Raw genomic sequence first — 18,329 nt, forward strand, 5'->3', positions numbered from 1 at the left:
GCCTCACCGCCTGGACCGCTCCCGCCGGAGGGCGCGGTGCGCACCCGTCGCCCGGCCGCGGGCCGTCACGGGCCGCAGGCCAGGACAGACCTTGCAGGCCGGCACAGGCCGCAGACCCGGACGGGGCGTTCCCCCCGGGCCGAGGGACCCGCACCGATGGACGGCGGCCGGGACGGGCCGCGGGCCGCGGGCCGTCACGGCCCCCGGGCCAAGACGGGGCACAGGCCGTCACATGCCCCGGACCGGCACGAGCCACAGACCGTCACGGCCCCCAGGCCAGCACGGGCCCCAGGCCAGGACAGACCCGACGCCAGCACAGGCTGCAGACCCGGACGGGGCGTTCCCGTCACGGCCCCCGGCCAAGACGGGGCACAGGCCGTCACATGCCCCGGACCGGCACGAGCCACAGGCCGGGACGGGCCCCAGGCCCGCACAGGCCGCAGGCCGGCACAGGCCCCAGGCCGTCACGGGCCGCAGGCCGACGACCCCACGCCAGCACAGGCCCCAGGCCGGCACAGGCCCCAGGCCGGCACAGGCCCCAGGCCGGCACAGGCCCCAGGCCGGCACAGGCCCCAGGCCGGCACAGGCCCCAGGCCGCCACAGGCCGCAGGCCGGGGCGGGGCGCAGGCCGGCACAGGCCGCAGGCCGCCACAGGCCCCAGGCCGGCACAGGCCGCAGGCCGGGGCGGGGTGCAGGCCGGCACAGGCCGCAGGCCGGGGCGGGGTGCAGGCCGGGGCGCAAGCCGGGGCGGGGCGCAGGCCGGCGCGGGCTCCGGGGGACGGTGGCCCAACGGGGCGCAGGCCGGGGCCGGGGGGCCTGGCGGGATGCGGGGGCCGCTGCGGTGGGGGCGCGGATGAGGGCCGCGGGGAGCAGGGTGGGCGGCACGGACCGGGGGCCGGGGGCGTGCGTCTCGGGGGGCGGCTGCGGCGGACGTCTTCCCCCGGCCGGGAGGGACGAGGCAAGATCACGTCCATGGAACGCATCGGACCTCCCCTGACCGGGGACGAGCGCGAGACCCTGCGCGCGTACCTCGACTACCACCGGGCCACCCTCGCCTGGAAGTGCGAGGGCCTCGGCGACGAAGAGCTGCGCCGCGCCTCGATGCCGCCGTCCACGCTGTCCCTGCTGGGCCTGGTGCGCCACATGGCGGAGGTCGAGCGCCACTGGTTCCGCCGGACCATCGGCGGCGCGGACGTCCCGCACCTGTGGTCGGACACGTACGACTTCCAGGCGGCGTACGACGCCGCCGACTCGACCCGCGCCGAGGCCTTCGCCGCGTGGGAGTCGGAGGTGGCGCACGCCCGGGAGGTGGAGGCCGCCGCCGAGTCCCTGGAGGTGACGGCCCACGTCGCGAAGTGGGAGGAGGACGCCTCGCTCCGCCTCGTCATGCTGCACATGATCCACGAGTACGCCCGCCACAACGGCCACGCGGACTTCCTCCGCGAGGCCATCGACGGCGCCACCGGCGCCTGACCCGCCGCGGACGCCACCCGAGCCGCCACAGCCACCCGAGCCGCCACCCCCCACCGGCCCGGCCGGCCTCAGGCCGCGGTGGGCCGCCAGTAACCCAGCGCGTTCACCCGGGCCTTGGGCAGGGCCAGGTCCTTGCGCAGGTACGCCGTCAGGGCGCGCGTGGTCACCGTGTCGCAGGCGAGCCAGACGTACGCCGATGCCGGGTCGTCCACCAGGCCCGGCAGTTCGGCCCGTACCCGCTCGCTCAGGGACACGTCCCCGCCCCGCACCACACGGCGGATCTCGTGCCGTTCGGGGTCCAGCCGTACGGGCAGCTCCGCGTCCGAGGCGTGCTGCGTCTCGAACCAGATCGTCGCCGGGGTGTCCGGGTGGGCGTCCAGCAGGGAGTTGATGGCCGGGAGCGATGCCGGGTCACCGACCACCAGCAGCCGCGCGGGCGCCGGCTCCGGGCTCTCGAACCCCGTGCCCTGGACGGTGGCCTCCACGGTGTCGCCCGCCCGCGCGCCGCGCGCCCAGTCGCTCGCGACCCCGTCGTGCAGGGCGAACTCGATCGAGAAGGTCCCCGCGGCCGGGTCCGGGTCGACCAGCGTGTACGCCCGCTGGTGCGGCTTGCCGTCGCCCGCGAACCACAGCCGCACCCACATCGTCGGGTGCAGCGACTCCCCCGCCGCGGCGAGGAGTCCGCCGTCCGACAGGTGGACCCGGCGGTAGTGCTCCGTGACCTGCTCCGCCCCCGTGACCGTGAACGTGAAGTCCTTGCCCCGCATGAGCTTGAGGACCACGCCCTCCCAGCCCTTCACGACGCCGGTACCGACGCCCATGTGCATCCCACCCTTCCCCTTATAGTTAGGTCAGCCTAACCTAAACGCGCTTGGGGAAGAGTGTGAGCCTTGTGAGCAACGCGGCCGTCTATGAGCTCTACCGGGACGAATGGGGCATCCCCCATGTCCAGGCCCCCGACGCGCTCCAACTCTCCTACGCCCAGGGTCGCACGACCGCCGTGGACCGCGCCTGGCAGCTGGAGGTCGAGCGCCACCGCGCCCAGGGCACCAGCGCCTCGATCCTCGGCCCCGACTCCGTGACCTGGGACCGGTTCGCCCGCCAGAGCCGGCTCGACGACACCGCCCGGCGCTGCTGGGAGGCGCTGGAGAGCGACGACCCGGAGACCGCCGCCTGGGTCCGCGCCTACGTCGACGGGGTCAACGACGGCCTGGCCGAAGGCGCCCGCCGCGACGACCGCGTCACGCACGCCCCCGCGCCCTGGGACCCCTGGGTCCCCCTCGCCGTCTGGATCGCCACCCACATCCTCTTCGCCGGCTTCGCCACCAAGCTGTGGCGCGAGCGCGTGGCCCGCGCCCTCGGCGACGACGCCGTCACCCTCTTCGCCACCGACGGCCCCGGCACCGCCGGCAGCAACGGCTGGCTGGTCCCGGGCGAGCGCACGACCACCGGCGCCGCCATCATCGCGGGCGACCCGCACCGCTTCATCGAAGACCCGGGCGTCTACCAGCAGATACGCCTCGCCTGCCCCGAGTACGACGTCCTCGGCCTGGCCGTCCCCGGCATCCCCGGCCTCGCCCACTTCGGCCACACCGGCACCGCCGCCTGGGCGATCACCAACGCCATGGCCGACTACCAGGACCTGTACGTCGAGCAGTTGCGCGGCCAGGGCGCCGCCACCGAGGCGCTGGGCCCCGACGGCGCCTGGGAGCCCGTCCACCACCACACCGAGACCATCACCGTCGCCGGGGCCGCCCCCGTCGAGGTGGAGGTGCTGGAGACCCCGCGCGGCCCGGTGATCACCCAGGAGGCGGCCGACGGCACCGCCCGCACCCTCTCGCTGCGCTACCCGCCGCGCGTCCGCCGGGACCTCGGCTTCGCCTCCCTCCCCGCGCTGCTGCGCGCCCGTACCGTCGCCGACATCGACGCCGCCCTCGACGGCTGGGCCGAACCCGTCAACGTGGTCCACGCCGCCGACACCGAGGGCGGCCTGTTGCACCGCGTCGCCGGCGCCGTCCCGCTGCGCCACCCGGCCAACCGCCTGCACCCGGTGCCCGCCTGGGACCCGCAGTACGCCTGGCAGGGCTGGGCCGAGACCCCCGCCGAGCCCGTGCAGGGCTTCGCCGTCATGGCCAACGCCCGCGGGATCGCCTCGCCGCTCGGCGTGGAGTTCGCGCCCCCGCACCGCGCCAACCGCATCCGCGAGCTGCTCTCCGGCTCGGCGGACTGGTCCCCGAAGGCGATGGCCGACGTACACCGGGACACGTACCTGGCCTCGGCCGGGCCGCTGCTCGCCCTGCTGCCCGCGCCCGAGGGCCTCACCCCGGCCGGCCGCGCGCTGCGCGCCCGACTGCTCGCCTGGGACCGGCACATGGACGCCGACAGTGCCGACGCCACCGTCTTCTCCGCCTTCCGGACCGCGACCGTACGGCGCTTCGCCGCCGACCCGGTCTTCGCGGAGCTGGTCGGCGCCCCCGCCGGGCCGGAGGTGTTCCACCCCTGGCTGTACCTGGTCCCGCGCATCGGCTACGCCCTGGAGGGCCTGCTCACCACCTCCCTCCTGCCCGAGCTGGACCGCGCCGCGCACGTCCGCGCCGCCCTGGAGGCGACGGCCGCCGCGCAGACCCCCGACACCCCCTGGTCGGAGGTCCACCGCCTGACCCCCTGGCAGGCGGTGCCGGATCCGGACGCCACCTGGCCGGGCCTGGGCGGCGACCACGACTGCGTGAACGCCACCTCCTCCGTACCCGGCTTCACCGACCTCACCGCCCGCGCGTCGGCGGCCCGTTACGTATGGGACCTCGCCCGCCGCGAGGACAGCCTGTGGGCGGTCCCGCTCGGCGCGGACGGCGTCACCGGCACCCCCCACCACCGCGACCAGCTCCCGCTCTGGGCACGCTGCGAACTCGTCCCCGTCGTCACCGACTGGTCCCGCCTCACCAAGGAATCCGCATGATCTCCACCAGGCAGCCCGTGCACAGCCACCTCGTCGAGGGGTTCGGCACGGTCACCATCACCCCCGTCGACCCCGCCGCCGACTCCGCCCTGATCCACAGCTGGGTCACCGAGGAGCGGGCCCGCTTCTGGGGCATGGGTGAGGCGAGCCGCGAACTGGTCCAGGAGATCTACGAGGACGTAGACCGCCGCACCACCCACCACGCGTTCATGATCGGCCGCGACGGCGAGCCGGTGGCGCTCTTCCAGACGTACGACTGCGCCGAGGACCGCGTCAGCGAGTGCTACGAGGTCCTGCCCGGGGACATCGGCGTACACCTGCTGATCGGCCCGGCCGGGGCCGCGGCCGAGCACGGCTTCACCTCGAACCTGCTGGTCGCCTTCATGGCGTTCGTGTTCGCCGACCCCACCGTCCGCCGGGTGATCGCCGAGCCGGACGCCCGCAACACCAAGGCCATCGCCCGCCTGGAGCGCACCGGCTTCGCCCTCGGCCCGGAGGTCGAGCTCCCCGAGATCGACCTGCCCGAGGTCTTCATTCCGGCGAAGCAGGCCCGTCTCCTCTTCTTCAGCGTGCCGGGATCGCAGCCAGGAACTCCGTGATCAGCGAGGCCCATTGAGCCGGGCGCTCGGCGAAGGGGAGGTGCCCTGTGGGCAGTTCCACCAGCCGCGCGCCCGGCAGGGTCTCGGCCAGCTCCCGCTGGAGGGCGAGCGGGACGAGTTGGTCCTCGGTGGTCGCCACGACGAGGGCCGGTACGTCGAGCCGCGCGAGTTCCGCGCGCAGATCCGCCCCCTTGATCAGGTCGACGTGGTCCCCGGACCCCGGCGGAATCGATCCCGCGGTCTCCAGCACCACCTGCTCGACCTGCTCGGGGGTCAGGCCCTCCAGCGCCGCCGGGCCGAAGGCGAGCGGCACGAGCAGCCTGGCCAGCAGTTCGCTCTCGCCGCGCGCGGCCAGCCCCGACCACAGGTCGGCGATCAGGTTCAGCCGGTTCCCGGCCCGGGCGAAGGTCCCGGTGAGCACGAGCGCGGTGACCCGCTCCGGGTACCGCGCGGCGATCCGCACGGCGACGTTCCCGCCGAGCGAGTACCCGAGCACGGCGAACCGTTCCAGCCCTTCGGCGTCGGCCGCGGCGACCAACTGGCCCGCCAGCTCGTCCAGTTCCAGCGGCTTCTCGGCGCGCGGGGTGCCGCCGGTGCCGGGGTAGTCGACGCCGACGACGCTGTACTCGGCGGCGAGCGCGTCCAGGACCGTCCCGAAGTTGGTCTCGACGGAGCCGCCTCCGCCGTGTGCGAGCAGCAGCCCGGGGCCGCCGCTGCCGGTGCGGACGGTGCGGGCGTAGGTGTTGGACATGGGTCCCCCCTCTGGATTTCGTATCGGTCACTACAGAAAGAACCGTACCCGATTAAAGTAGCGATCGCTACAGAACCCTCACTTGTACGGGTGTCGTACGGGTCGACGGCGCGTCAGCCCAGAGCCTCCGGGGGATGTGACCGGCATGACGTACACCAACAAGCCGGTCCGGAATGCCTCTTGGGTGGTCATCGGCACTCTGGCCGGGCACTTCCGCAGGCAGGCGGGGTACACGCAGGCGAGCCTGGCCGAACTCCTGCACACCGACCCCGAGACGATCGCCTCAAGGGAGCAGGGCCGCCGTCTGCTCCAGCCGAGGATGGCGGCGACGCTCGATGAATTGTTCGGGACCGGGGGCGTGCTGAGCGTGGCCTGGCGAAGGTCCCGAAGCGCGAGCGGTACCCGGCGTTCGCGATCGACTTCTTCACCTACGAACGGGAAGCGGTGAGCCTGTTCTCGTACCAGAGCCAGGTCATCCCCGGACTGCTCCAGACCCCCGAGTACGCGGTGGCGGTCTTCAACCGCCTCTACCCGCCCTTCACGCCGGAAGAGGCCGAGGCCGAACTCGCCACTCGGCTGCGCCGTCAGGCCATCTTCCAGCGCAAACCATGGCCGCCGATGATGCACTACATCGTGGAACAGTCTGTCCTCGAACGCCCCCTCGGTGGGAAGGAAGTGCTCCGGGCTCAGCTAGTACACCTCCGCGAGTTGGCCGAACTCCCCTTCCTAGGGCTACAGGTCATGCCCACGGGTCGCCAAACTCACGCAGGCTTGTCCGGTCCGATGGTGCTGCTGGAGACCAGCGATCACGATCAACTCGTCTACCTCGAAGGCCATCAGGTCAGCTTCCTTCTGGACGACCCCGAGGAGGTCCATCCGGTGAGTCTCAAGTATGGGATGCTGCGGAACCAGGCCCTCTCCTTCGAGGACAGCAAGGGCCTGCTGGACGCCCTGCTAGGAGAGTCATGACCCACGAACTGGCCTGGTTCAAGTCGAGCTACAGCACCGAAGGGGGCGGCGACTGCGTCGAGGTCGCCGCGCACCCCGCGGCCGTGCACCTCCGGGACTCCAAGGTCAGCGACGGGCCCGTCATGACCGTGACGCCCGCCGCCTGGACCGCCTTCCTCGGCGGCCCGGTTTCCCATTGACCCCGTCCGGGCGCCAGGTGATCCACGGCGACCTCTCCCCCGGCAACGTCATGGTCGACGCCCACGGCCAGGCCACGCTCGTGGACTTCGGCCTCAGCAAGCTCACCGCCGAGCACCGGACGGCCGAGGTGTGGTTCACCCCCGGCTACGCGGCTCCCGAGGTCTTCGACGGCCGGCGCACGCCGGGCACGGACCGGTACGCCTTCGGGGCCATCGCCTACTTCCTGCTGAGCGGGCAGTCCCCGCCCGCCACACCGGGGCTGCTGGCCGACGCGATGGCCGAGCTGCCGCAGATCGCCGCGCTGGACCCCGAGCGGCGGGCGCGGGTCGTCGCGCTCTGCGCGGGCGATCCCGGGCAGCGGCCGCTGAGCCTGACCGCCTGGGTACGGGACGTCCGCGCGGCCGTGATCTCCGCACAGCGGGACGTCCAGGACGCCGTCCCGCTCCCGGCGCCGCCCCCGTTCCCGCCGCCGGCAGCACCCCTGGCAGCGCCCCCCGCGGCGGACCGGCGGCGGCCCCGACAGGTGATCGGCGCGGTGGCGGGGGTGCTGGTCCTGGCGGCGCTCGCGGTGGCCGGCGTACAACTGCTCGGCGACAAGGCGGACAAGGACGCCGGTGGCGGCAAGGCGGCCGGGAGCGACAACGCGAAGGGGAACGGGAACGGATCGAACGAGACGTCGGGCCCGCCCCAGGGCCCCGCCGCCGACGGTGTCTCGCTCACCACCCTGCCGGTCGCCAAGAGCGAGATGGGGTGGCTCGACACGGGCAAGGGCACGCTCTCGAACCAGCACTACGACACCGCGCTGGTCTCCTCCGGCCCTTACAAGATCTGCGACGGCTCGGCGGAGTACGACCTGGGCGGCGGCTGGAAGACCCTGACCATGGTCGCGGGCGTCGACGACTCCTCGACGCACGCGGCGGCCCGGATCAACGTGACGGTGGACGGCTCGCCCCTGTGGTCCGGCGACGTCCGGGTCGGATCGCCCAAGCCGCTGTCCCTCGACGTCACGAACGGCCGGCGCCTGAAGATCGCCTACCTGGACCCCGCACGCAACTGCGGCCTGGGCCCGATCGTCCTGGCCTCCCCCACGCTCAAGCGCTGACGCGCGGCCGCTGCCGCGGCCGGACACAGGAGCGGCCCCGCACCGGAGAACCGGTGCGGGGCCGCTCTTGCGTTCGGCAGTGGCGGGAGCGACTACTCGGAGACGCCCAGGCGCTCCAGGATGAGCTCCTTGACGCGCGCCGCGTCGGCCTGGCCGCGGGTGGTCTTCATGACCGCACCCACCAGCGCGCCGACGGCCGCGATCTTGCCGCCGCGGATCTTGTCGGCGATGCCCGCGTTGCCCGCGATGGCCTCGTCGACGGCCGCGCCCAGCGCGCCCTCGTCCGAGACGACCTTGAGGCCGCGCTTCTCGACGACCTCGTCCGGGGTGCCCTCGCCGGCGAGGACGCCTTCGAGGACCTGGCGGGCCAGCTTGTCGTTCAGCTCGCCGGCCGCGACCAGGGCCGCGACGCGCGCGACCTGGACCGGGGTGATCGGCAGCTCGTCGACGACGACGCCCTGCTCGTTGGCGTTGCGGGCCAGCTCGCCCATCCACCACTTGCGGGCGGCGGTCGAGTCGGCGCCGGCCTCGATCGTGGCGACGATGGAGTCCACCGCGCCCGCGTTGAGGATCGACTGCATGTCGTGCTCGGTGACGCCCCACTCCTGGAGGAGGCGGTTGCGGCGCACGCGCGGCATCTCGGGCAGACCGGCGCGCAGCTCCTCGACCCAGTCGCGGGCCGGGGCCACGGGGACCAGGTCGGGCTCCGGGAAGTACCGGTAGTCCTCGGCGTTGTCCTTGATGCGGCCGGCCGTGGTGGAGCCGTCCTCCTCGTGGAAGTGCCGGGTCTCCTGCACGATCGAGCCGCCCGACGAGAGCACCGCCGCGTGGCGCTGGATCTCGAAGCGGGCCGCGCGCTCGACGGAGCGCAGCGAGTTGACGTTCTTCGTCTCGCTGCGGGTGCCGAACTCGGACTCGGGGGTCGGGCGCAGCGACAGGTTCACGTCGCAGCGCATCTGGCCCTTGTCCATGCGGGCCTCGGAGACGCCGAGCGCCTTGATGACCTCGCGCAGCTCGGCGACGTACGCCTTGGCGACCTCGGGGGCCCGTACGCCCGCGCCCTCGATCGGCTTGGTGACGATCTCGATGAGGGGGATGCCGGCGCGGTTGTAGTCCAGCAGGGAGTGGGACGCGCCGTGGATACGGCCGGTGGCGCCGCCGACGTGCAGCGACTTGCCGGTGTCCTCCTCCATGTGGGCGCGCTCGATCTCCACGCGGAAGATCTCGCCGTCCTCCAGCTGGACGTCCAGGTAGCCGTTGAAGGCGATGGGCTCGTCGTACTGGGAGGTCTGGAAGTTCTTCGGCATGTCCGGATAGAAGTAGTTCTTCCGGGCGAAACGGCACCACTCGGCGATCTCGCAGTTCAGCGCGAGACCGATCTTGATGGCGGACTCCACGCCGATCGCGTTGACGACCGGGAGGGAGCCGGGCAGACCGAGGCAGGTGGGGCAGGTCTGCGAGTTGGGCTCGGCGCCCAGCTCGGTGGAACAGCCGCAGAACATCTTGGTCTTGGTGCCGAGCTCGACATGGACCTCAAGGCCCATGACGGGGTCGTACGACGCGAGGGCGTCTTCGTACGACATCAGTTCGGTGTAGGTGCTCACGGTGAAACTTTTCCCTCTCAGCCCAGCAGGACGTCGTCGTCGCCCAGGCGCTTCAGCTCGCGGTACAGGATCGCGAGACCGGTGACGATGGCGGCGGCGGACACGACGGCGTCGACCAGCTTCAGCGTGTCGTGCTCGGTGCGGGCCTTCCTGGCCTGCTTGATCACGCTGAAGGCGCCGAAGGCGGTGGTGCCGATCGACAGGTAGGTACCGGACTTGGACTTCTTGAAGCCCTTGGCCTTGGACAGTGCACTGGTGCTCACAGCGACGGTGCCTCCTCAAGCAGCGGGTGGCCCCAGCGCTCGACGAAGGCCGCCTCGATGGCGGCGCCGACCTTGTACAGCCGGTCGTCCTTCATCGCCGGGGCGATGATCTGCAGCCCGACCGGGAGGCCGTCCTCCGGAGCCAGGCCGCAGGGCAGCGACATGGCGGAGTTGCCCGCCAGGTTGGTCGGGATCGTGCACAGGTCCGCGAGGTACATCGCCAGCGGGTCGTCGGTGCGCTCACCGATCGCGAAGGCGGTGGTCGGGGTCGTCGGGGAGACGATCACGTCGACCTGCTCGAAGGACTTCTCGAAGTCCTGGGTGATGAGCGTGCGGACCTTCTGGGCGGAGCCGTAGTACGCGTCGTAGTAGCCGGAGCTGAGCGCGTACGTACCGAGGATGATGCGGCGCTTGACCTCGTCGCCGAAGCCGGCTTCGCGGGTCAGGGCGGTGACGTCCTCGGCGGACTTGGTGCCGTCGTCGCCGACGCGCAGGCCGTAGCGCATGGCGTCGAAGCGGGCCAGGTTGGACGAGCACTCGGACGGCGCGATCAGGTAGTACGCGGCCATCGCGAGGTCGAAGGACGGGCAGTCCAGCTCGACGATCTCGGCGCCGAGATCCTTGAGGAGCTCCACCGACTCGTTGAAGCGCTGGACGACGCCGGCCTGGTAGCCCTCGCCGGCGAACTGCTTGACGACGCCGACGCGCATGCCGGCGACGGAGCCGTTGCGGGCCGCCTCGACGACCGGCGGGACCGGGGCGTCGATGGAGGTGGAGTCCATCGGGTCGTGCCCGGCGATGACCTCGTGCAGGAGGGCCGCGTCCAGGACCGTACGGGCGCAGGGCCCGCCCTGGTCGAGGGAGGAGGAGAAGGCGACCATGCCGTAGCGGGAGACACCGCCGTACGTGGGCTTCACGCCGACCGTGCCGGTGACGGCCGCGGGCTGGCGGATGGAGCCGCCGGTGTCCGTGCCGATGGCGAGCGGGGCCTGGAAGGCCGCCAGCGCGGCCGCGGAGCCGCCGCCGGAGCCGCCGGGGATGCGGGTGAGGTCCCAGGGGTTGCCGGTGGGGCCGTACGCGCTGTTCTCGGTGGAGGACCCCATGGCGAACTCGTCCATGTTGGTCTTGCCGAGGATGACGACGTCGGCTTCCTTCAGCTTGCGCGTCAGGGTGGCGTCGTAGGGCGGGATCCAGCCTTCGAGGATCTTCGAACCGACGGTGGTCGGGACCCCGACGGTGGTGAAGATGTCCTTGAGGGCGAGCGGGACGCCGGCCAGCGGGCCGAGCTTCTCGCCGGCCGCGCGCTTGGCGTCGACGGCTGCCGCCTGGGCGAGGGCGCCTTCGCGGTCGACGTGCAGGAAGGCGTGGACCTTCTCGTCGGTCGCGTCGATGCGGGCCAGGTGGGCCTCGGTGACCTCGACGGCCGTGAGCTCGCCCGAGGCGATCTTCTCGGCAGTCTGGGCGGCCGTGAGCTTGATGATCTGGTCAGTCATGGTTGTTAGTCCTCCCCCAGGATCTGCGGCACCTTGAAACGCTGCTGCTCCTGGGCGGGAGCGCCGGAAAGCGCCTGCTCGGGGGTGAGCGACGGACGGACCTCGTCCGCGCGCATGACGTTCGTCAGCGGCAGCGGGTGGGAGGTCGGCGGGACGTCTTGGTCGGCGACCTCGGAGACGCGGGCGACCGCTCCGATGATGTCGTCGAGCTGTCCGGCGAAGTGATCCAGCTCGTTGCTGGACAGCTCAAGGCGCGCCAGCCGAGCGAGGTGGACGACCTCCTCGCGCGTAATGCCAGGCATGCAGCGATCCTCTGGGGGTGGGTGGATGTTGGTTTCGGGCCCAATCCTATGGGGCCGGGCCCGCTCACCACGAAACGGTTTGCCGCCACCCGGCCGCGACCGCTGCGCGGCGGGGCCGAATCCAGCCCCGCCGGGGGGGCGCCCCCGGCGGAGTCAGACGGCGTCGGCCTCCGCGGCGGCCGAGAGTTCGGCCGTGATGTCGGCCGGGCGGCGCCAGCCGCGCTCGCCGCGGGCCAGCAGCCAGGCCGTGGCTTCCTGCGGGGGCATCGCGGCGGCCACCAGCCAGCCCTGGACGGCGTCGCAGCCCAGGTCCCGCAGGCGCTCCCACGTCTCGTCGTCCTCGACGCCCTCGGCGACGACCAGCAGGCCGAGCGAGTGCGCGAGGTCCACCGTGCAGCGGACGATCTCCGCGTCCTGCGCGTCCACCGCGAGCCGGGCCACGAAGGACCGGTCGATCTTCAGCTCGCTGACCGGGAGCCGCCGCAGGTGCACCAGCGAGGAGTAGCCGGTACCGAAGTCGTCCAGGGACATCTTCACGCCGTGGCCCGTCAGGCCCGCCATGGTGTCCGCCGCCCGCTGGGGGTCCTCCAGCAGGACGTGTTCCGTTATCTCCAGCTGGAGGCCGCTCGCCGGGACCCCGTGCCGGGCCAGCCGCGCGGCGACCGCCCCGGCGAAGCCGGGGGTGTGGACGTCGCGCGGCGAGACGTTGACGGCCACCGGGACCTTCAGGCCCTGGGCCCGCCAGCGGGCCACCTGGGCGAGCGCCGTCTCCAGTACGTACTCCGTCAGGTGCGGCATCAGCCCCGAGGTCTCGGCGATGGCGATGAACTCGTCCGGCGAGACCCGCCCCCGCTCGGGGTGCACCCACCGTACGAGCGCCTCCAGGCCGGCCACCTGGCCGTCGAACCGCACCTTCGGCTGGTAGTGCAGCTCCACCTCGCCCGCGTCCAGCGCCCGGCGCAGGTCGCCGAGGAGGCCGAGGCGGTCGGGGGTGTTGCTGTCACGCTTGGACTCGTAGACCTCGACGCCCGTGCGGTCCCGCTTCGCCTGGTACATCGCCACGTCGGCCCGTCGCAGCAGCCCTTCCGCGTCGAGCGCGTGGTCGGGGAAGACGGCGAGCCCGGCGCTGGCCTCCAGGACCAGCGTGAGGCCGTCCAGGTCCAGCGGTGAGCTCAGCTCCGCCACCAGGTTCCGGGCGACCCGCTGGGCGCTGGTGGTCGAGTCGGCCACGGGCAGCAGTACGGCGAACTCGTCGCCGCCGAGGCGGGCCGCCTCCGCGTCCTCGGGGAGGGCGGCGCGCAGCCGGTCCGCGATCTGCAGGAGCAGCCGGTCCCCGGCGAGGTGGCCCAGGGTGTCGTTGACCGCACGGAAGCGGTCCAGGTCGATCAGCACAAGAGCAGACCGGGTGCCCAAACGTTCAGCCTGGTCCAGAGCGGCCCAGGCGCGCTCCAGCAGCCACTGCCGGTTCGGCAGCCCGGTCAGCGGATCCCGCAGCTGCTCCTCGGCGCGCGCCCGGGCGATCCACAGGGTGGAGTCCAGGGCGATCAGCGGTACGGCGAACAGCGGCAGCAGCACCGGCTGCGCGACGGCGACGACGCAGATCAGCGGGGCGATGCCGAGCAGGGCGACGGCCACCAGGGCCTGGCGGACGAGTGCGGTGCGGGCCACGGTGGGCAGCCCGCCGCCGCGCGGGGCCAGCGCCATCCACAGCAGCACACGGGTGACGAGCAGGTAGGAGACGGCTACGAGGATGACCTCGGGCACCGCGTCCAGCTCCCAGGTGGTGGGCTTCCACGGGGTCTCGACGCTCGGAGCCTCGCCGAAGGCGGTGAGGACCAGGGCCCCCGCGCCGATGCCGAGGATGTCGGTGGAGCCGTGCAGCAGCCCCTGGCGCCAGCGGTGCCGGCGGGCGGCGCCGACCAGGGTGACCACCGCGAGCGAGACGAGCCCGGCGGGGATCCATCCGTAGAGGACGAGCACGCCGAGGGTGAGCGCGGCGCCCGATCCGGTGCCGCCCCACCAGCGGTCGCGGCCGAGCGCGACGAGGTGGCCGACGATGACGCCGGTGAGGAGCGCGAGCGCCCAGCCGACCGTGCCTCCGGGGAACAGGGCGTGACGGTTGCTCAGGGCCGTGGCGACGCCGACGGCGAGCACCACGGCGGACAGGGCCACGACGGCGACGGGCAGCACGGTGCGCTGGCCCGGTCCGCCCGCGCCCACTGCGGTGTCGAGCGGTCGGGTGTCCGGCGTCCTGGAACCCAGGACACCGAGCCGGCCCGTCCGCATGGACGGGAGCTCCCCGCCGAAATCTGGTGACGGGTCGGCGCTTTCGGTGGGTTTCATGCCCGTCCCTCTCACAGCCGGCGGTGCCGATGCCACGCGATGGCACCGATGTCATGCCATCACGGCCGGAATCGCGTCCCGCTGCCGTGCACGACTGGCGCACCCCTCAACAGTAGGACGCGGGAGGCTCCCAAGGGCAGCGGTCGGCGGTGGTTGCCCGAATGCGACCCAGCCATCCTCATCAGTACGGTATCCGCCGAACGGGTGAGTTTGGACCAACACCCCACTGTCACCCGTCCGATGATCCGACAGGTCACCGCCCTGCCGACAGCCTTCCACCAGCCGTTTACCACCGCTGCTCGCGCCTGGCGTGCGCCCGCCCGTACGGCCGCACGCCACGCATCCGTTCGCCTTCGCTACTCCCCCGGGGCGAGTCCCTCTACCGGTATTACTCCGCCGCGGCGTCGCCGTCCACCGGGAGCGCCGCCTCGCGCGCCGCGTCCGGGCCGTGTTCGAGCAGGACCGCGAAGCCCGCGTCGTCGAGGACGGAGAGCTTCAACTGCACGGCCTTGTCGTACTTGGAGCCGGGGTTGTCACCGACGACGACGAACGAGGTCTTCTTCGAGACGGAGCCGGTCACCTTGGCGCCGCGGCTCTGCAGGGCCTCCTTCGCGCCGTCCCGGGTGTGGCTCTGCAAAGTGCCGGTGACGACGACGGTCAGGCCCTCCAGCGGGCGCGGTCCCTGCTCCTCGCCGGAACCTTCCTCCTCCATCCGGACACCGGCCGCCCGCCACTTGCGCAGGATTTCCTGGTGCCAGTCGACCGCGAACCACTCCTTGAGCGAGGCCGCGATGATCGCGCCGACGCCCTCGGTGGCCGTCAGTTCCTCCTCGGTGGCCTGCTCGATCCGCTCGATGGAGCGGAACTCGCGCGCCAGGGCCTCCGCCGCGACCGGGCCCACGTGACGGATCGACAGGCCGTTGATGATGCGGGCCAGCGGGCGGTCCTTGGCGGCCGCGATGTTCTCCAGCATCGCCAGGGCGTTCTTCTTCGGCTCGCCCTTCTGGTTGGCGAAGACCGTGACGATCTTCTCCTCGCCCGTCTTCGGGTCCCGCTTGGGCAGCCCGCTGTCCGGGTCCAGGACGTACGCCTTGATGGGCAGCAACTGCTCGATGGTGAGGTCGAAGAGGTCGCCCTCGTCGAGCAGGGGCGGCTGCGCCGGCTCCAGCGGGCCGGTCAGCGCGGCCGCCGCGACCATGCCGAAGTTCTCGATGTCCAGGCTCTGCCGGCCGCCGAGGTAGAACAGCCGCTCGCGCAACTGGGCCGGGCAGGTCTGGCCGTTGGGGCACCGGACGTCGATGTCCCCCTCCTTCATGGGCCGCAGCGCCGTCCCGCACTCGGGGCACTCGGCGGGCATGACGAACTCCCGCTCGCTGCCGTCGCGCAGGTCCGCGACCGGACCGAGGATCTCGGGGATCACGTCGCCCGCCTTGCGCAGCACGACGGTGTCCCCGATGAGCACGCCCTTGGCCTTGACGACCTCCTGGTTGTGCAGGGTCGCGAACTCGACCTCCGAGCCCGCCACCGTCACCGGCTCCACCTGCGCGTACGGGGTCACGCGCCCGGTACGGCCGACGCCGACCCTGATGTTGATCAGCTTGGTGTTGACCTCTTCGGGGGCGTACTTCCAGGCGATGGCCCAGCGGGGGGCGCGCGCCGTGGAGCCGAGCCGGCCCTGGAGCGGGATCTCGTCGAGCTTGACGACGACGCCGTCGATCTCGTGCTCGACCGAGTGCCGGTTCTCGCCGAAGTACGCGATGAACTCCCGGACCTCGGCGAGCGAGGTCACCGCCTTGTTGTGCTTGGCGGTGGGCAGGCCCCACTCGCGCAGCAGCTCATAGGCGTGGCTGAGCTTGTCGATCTCGAAGCCCTCGCGGGCGCCGAGGCCGTGCACCACCATGTGCAGCGGGCGCGTGGCGGTGACCTTCGGGTCCTTCTGGCGCAGCGAACCGGCCGCCGCATTGCGCGGGTTGGCGAAGGGCTTGTCGCCCGCCTCGACCAGGCGGGCGTTGAGCTCCTCGAACTTCTCCATGGGGAAGAAGACCTCGCCGCGGATCTCGACCAGGGCCGGGATCCGGTCGCCCTTGAGGCGGTCCGGGATCTCCGCGATGGTGCGGACGTTGGGCGTGATGTCCTCACCGGCGCGGCCGTCGCCGCGGGTGGCCGCGCGGGTCAGGCGGCCGTTCTCGTAGGTGAGGTTGACGGCGAGGCCGTCCACCTTCAGCTCGCAGAGGTAGTGGTAGTCGGAGGTGTTCGCGTCCCGGGCCACGCGCTCGGCCCAGGCGGCCAGTTCCTCGTCGTCGAAGGCGTTGTCGAGGGAGAGCATCCGCTCGCGGTGCTCGACGGAGGCGAAGTCCGTCTCGTACGCCCCGGCCACCTTCTGGGTGGGCGAGTCGGGCGTGCGCAGCTCGGGGTACTGCTCCTCCAGCGCCTCCAGCGAGCGCAGCAGCTTGTCGAACTCGGCGTCACTGACGACCGGCTGGTCGTTCACGTAGTACCGGAAGCGGTGCTCCTCGATCTGCTCGGCGAGCAGCGCGTGCTGCTCGCGCACCGCCACCGGTACGGCCGTGTCCTGCTGTTCGGCTGCCATGCCGTGTCCTCCCGTGACCCGTCTCATCCATCACTCAGGGTTGTCGGCGAGCGACCTCGCCGCCCTGACGCAGTGCGCCTGCACCGCGCGGGCATAAGCGGGCGAAGCGCCCGCCAGACCGCACGACGGAGTGACCACGACGGACTCCGCCAGACTCCCCGGAGCCAGTCCCAGCCTGCGCCAAAGCTTCCTGACACCCATGACGCTACCGGCAGGGTCTGACAACAGACCGTCGGTGCCCGGCACCACTCCGGTGAAGAGCTTCACCCCGTCCTCGACGGCTTCCCCGATGGCGTCATCCTCGCGCTCGGTGAGCAAGGAGAAATCGAACGACACGCCCGCGGCGCCGGCCCGGCGCAGCAGCCCGAAGGGCACCTCGGGGGCGCAGGAGTGGACGACGACGTCCCCGTCGTGGACGGCGAACAGCTCGCGCAGGGTGCCCTCGACGACCTGCCGGTCGACGGCGCGGTACGTGCGGTACCCGCTCGCGGAGCGCACCCGGCCGAGCAGTACGGCCGTGAGCGAGGGCTCGTCCAACTGCAGCACGACCTCGGCGCCGGGGATGCGCTTGCGCACGTCGGCCAGGTGCTCGCGCAGGCCTTCGGCGAGGGAGCCGGCCAGGTCCCGGCAGGCGCCGGCGTCCTGGAGCACGGCCTCGCCGCCACGCAGTTCGAGGGCGGCGGCCAGGGTCCACGGGCCGACGGCCTGGACCTTGAGCCTGCCGGTGTAGCCCTGGGTGAACTCCTCCAGCGCGTCGAGGTCCTCGCCGAGCCAGGACCGGGCCCGCCGGGTGTCCCGACCGGGCCGGTCGCTGATGCGCCAGCCGCTGGGCTCGACGTGCGCGTACATGTCGACGAGCAGTCCGAGCGAGCGGCCGATCATGTCCGCGCCGGGACCCCGGGCGGGCAGCTCGGCGAGGTACGGGAACTCCTCGAAGGAGCCGGTGACGGTCTTGGCGGCCTCGCGGGCGTCGCCGCCCGGGAGGGAGCCGACGCCGGTCGCGCTCGCGGTCACCGGCCGGGCCTGACGGAGAGGTCGTTGACCTCGGCGTCGCGGGGCAGGTCGACGGCCATGACGATGGTCGTCGCGACGGACTCGGCGTCGATCCAGGCGGTGGGGTCGTACTCCTTGCCCTCCTGGGAGTGGACCTTGGCCTGCATGGGGCTGGCGGTGCGGCCGGGGTACACGGAGGTCACCCGGATGCCGTTGGGCTTCTCCTCCTCCCGGAGGGAGTCGGCGAGGGCCTTGAGCCCGTGCTTGGAGGCCGCGTAGGCGCTCCAGTCGGCGTGGGCGTGCAGCCCGGCGCCGGAGTTCACGAAGACGACGGTCGCGTGCGAGGCCCGCAGGGTGGGCAGCAGCAGCCGGGTCACCTCGGCGGGGGCGATCAGGTTGACGTTGAGCTGCTGGTGCCAGGTCTTGGGCCGCAGCTCGCCGACGGGACCGAGGTCGACGATCCCGGCGATGTGCAGGAGCGAGTCGATCCGCTCCGGGACCGCCTGCTTGGAGAAGGCCCACGAGAGCCGGTCCGGGTCGGCGAGGTCCCCGACGAGGGCGCGGGCGCCGGGGTAGCGCTCGACGAGCTGCTTGCCGCGGGCGGCGTCGCGGGCGAGGAGCACGAGGTCGTCGCCGCGGGCGTGCAGGCGGGCCGCGACGGCCGCGCCGATGCCGGATCCGGCACCGGTGATCAGATGAGTAGCCATACCG

Annotated in this window: 16 protein-coding genes and 1 pseudogene; 7 read left to right on the forward strand and 10 right to left on the reverse strand. The window is 72.6% G+C overall.

Annotated elements, in window-relative coordinates:
- The first annotated feature begins 972 nt into the window (after positions 1 to 972).
- On the forward strand, positions 973 to 1,473 hold the full coding sequence (locus AB0M99_RS06720; protein WP_365917566.1) for a DinB family protein: 501 nt from the start codon (positions 973 to 975) through the stop codon (positions 1,471 to 1,473).
- A 68-nt stretch (positions 1,474 to 1,541) separates the two neighbouring features.
- Here the strand turns inward: AB0M99_RS06720 and AB0M99_RS06725 are convergent, their stop codons facing one another.
- On the reverse strand, positions 1,542 to 2,294 hold the full coding sequence (locus tag AB0M99_RS06725; protein ID WP_365917567.1) for a siderophore-interacting protein: 753 nt from the start codon (positions 2,292 to 2,294) through the stop codon (positions 1,542 to 1,544).
- Between the two features lie 62 nt (positions 2,295 to 2,356).
- On the opposite strand from AB0M99_RS06725, the gene AB0M99_RS06730 reads away from it, so the two are divergent.
- Together AB0M99_RS06730 and AB0M99_RS06735 are read left to right on the forward strand one after the other, a co-directional pair.
- Complete coding sequence (locus tag AB0M99_RS06730; protein ID WP_365917568.1) at positions 2,357 to 4,429, forward strand: penicillin acylase family protein; 2,073 nt, start codon at positions 2,357 to 2,359, stop codon at positions 4,427 to 4,429.
- Complete coding sequence (locus AB0M99_RS06735) at positions 4,426 to 5,028, forward strand: GNAT family N-acetyltransferase (protein WP_365917569.1); 603 nt, start codon at positions 4,426 to 4,428, stop codon at positions 5,026 to 5,028. The genes AB0M99_RS06730 and AB0M99_RS06735 overlap by 4 nt, the downstream gene beginning before the upstream one ends.
- Here the strand turns inward: AB0M99_RS06735 and AB0M99_RS06740 are convergent.
- The gene (locus AB0M99_RS06740) at positions 4,994 to 5,779 is read right to left on the reverse strand and encodes an alpha/beta hydrolase (protein WP_365917570.1); all 786 of its coding nucleotides are present in this window, start codon (positions 5,777 to 5,779) and stop codon (positions 4,994 to 4,996) included. The genes AB0M99_RS06735 and AB0M99_RS06740 overlap by 35 nt on opposite strands.
- A gap of 145 nt (positions 5,780 to 5,924) precedes the next feature.
- Between AB0M99_RS06740 and AB0M99_RS06745 the strand changes: the two genes are divergently transcribed.
- From AB0M99_RS06745 to AB0M99_RS06760, 4 genes and pseudogenes are all read left to right on the forward strand, one after another.
- Positions 5,925 to 6,227: a helix-turn-helix transcriptional regulator gene (locus tag AB0M99_RS06745; protein ID WP_365917571.1), complete on the forward strand. Its 303-nt coding sequence runs from the start codon at positions 5,925 to 5,927 to the stop codon at positions 6,225 to 6,227.
- Entirely contained in the window at positions 6,224 to 6,748 is a 525-nt protein-coding gene (locus AB0M99_RS06750) for a DUF5753 domain-containing protein (RefSeq protein WP_365917572.1), read from the forward strand. The genes AB0M99_RS06745 and AB0M99_RS06750 overlap by 4 nt, the downstream gene beginning before the upstream one ends.
- A pseudogene (locus AB0M99_RS06755) lies at positions 6,745 to 6,852 on the forward strand (DUF397 domain-containing protein); the annotation flags it as partial. The gene AB0M99_RS06750 and the pseudogene AB0M99_RS06755, both read left to right, overlap by 4 nt.
- Positions 6,801 to 8,030: an NPCBM/NEW2 domain-containing protein gene (locus AB0M99_RS06760; RefSeq protein WP_365917598.1), complete on the forward strand. Its 1,230-nt coding sequence runs from the start codon at positions 6,801 to 6,803 to the stop codon at positions 8,028 to 8,030. The pseudogene AB0M99_RS06755 and the gene AB0M99_RS06760, both read left to right, overlap by 52 nt.
- A 92-nt stretch (positions 8,031 to 8,122) precedes the next feature.
- Here AB0M99_RS06760 and gatB read toward each other — a convergent pair whose 3' ends face one another.
- The 8 genes from gatB to AB0M99_RS06800 form a co-directional block, all read right to left on the reverse strand.
- Positions 8,123 to 9,613 carry an Asp-tRNA(Asn)/Glu-tRNA(Gln) amidotransferase subunit GatB gene (gatB, locus tag AB0M99_RS06765; RefSeq protein WP_365917599.1) on the reverse strand — a complete coding sequence of 497 codons (1,491 nt, stop codon included), beginning with the start codon at positions 9,611 to 9,613 and terminating at the stop codon, positions 8,123 to 8,125.
- A gap of 38 nt (positions 9,614 to 9,651) precedes the next feature.
- The gene (locus AB0M99_RS06770; RefSeq protein WP_365917573.1) at positions 9,652 to 9,897 is read right to left on the reverse strand and encodes a hypothetical protein; all 246 of its coding nucleotides are present in this window, start codon (positions 9,895 to 9,897) and stop codon (positions 9,652 to 9,654) included.
- Entirely contained in the window at positions 9,894 to 11,390 is a 1,497-nt protein-coding gene (gene gatA, locus AB0M99_RS06775; RefSeq protein ID WP_365917574.1) for an Asp-tRNA(Asn)/Glu-tRNA(Gln) amidotransferase subunit GatA, read from the reverse strand. Before gatA ends, AB0M99_RS06770 begins: the two co-directional genes overlap by 4 nt.
- A 5-nt stretch (positions 11,391 to 11,395) precedes the next feature.
- Entirely contained in the window at positions 11,396 to 11,692 is a 297-nt protein-coding gene (gatC, locus tag AB0M99_RS06780; RefSeq protein WP_030030671.1) for an Asp-tRNA(Asn)/Glu-tRNA(Gln) amidotransferase subunit GatC, read from the reverse strand.
- A 153-nt stretch (positions 11,693 to 11,845) separates the two neighbouring features.
- Positions 11,846 to 14,035, reverse strand: coding sequence for a bifunctional diguanylate cyclase/phosphodiesterase (locus tag AB0M99_RS06785; protein WP_365917575.1), 2,190 nt, complete (start codon positions 14,033 to 14,035; stop codon positions 11,846 to 11,848).
- A gap of 388 nt (positions 14,036 to 14,423) precedes the next feature.
- A complete protein-coding gene (gene ligA / locus AB0M99_RS06790; protein WP_365917576.1) occupies positions 14,424 to 16,625 on the reverse strand; it encodes an NAD-dependent DNA ligase LigA in 2,202 nt (733 codons plus the stop codon).
- A gap of 30 nt (positions 16,626 to 16,655) precedes the next feature.
- Entirely contained in the window at positions 16,656 to 17,639 is a 984-nt protein-coding gene (locus AB0M99_RS06795) for a methionine synthase (protein ID WP_365917577.1), read from the reverse strand.
- The gene (locus tag AB0M99_RS06800; RefSeq protein ID WP_365917578.1) at positions 17,636 to 18,325 is read right to left on the reverse strand and encodes an SDR family oxidoreductase; all 690 of its coding nucleotides are present in this window, start codon (positions 18,323 to 18,325) and stop codon (positions 17,636 to 17,638) included. Before AB0M99_RS06800 ends, AB0M99_RS06795 begins: the two co-directional genes overlap by 4 nt.
- Positions 18,326 to 18,329: the final 4 nt, after the last annotated feature.

Origin of the sequence: Streptomyces sp. NPDC051183, assembly GCF_040682455.1 — a bacterium.
GTDB lineage: Bacteria > Actinomycetota > Actinomycetes > Streptomycetales > Streptomycetaceae > Streptomyces.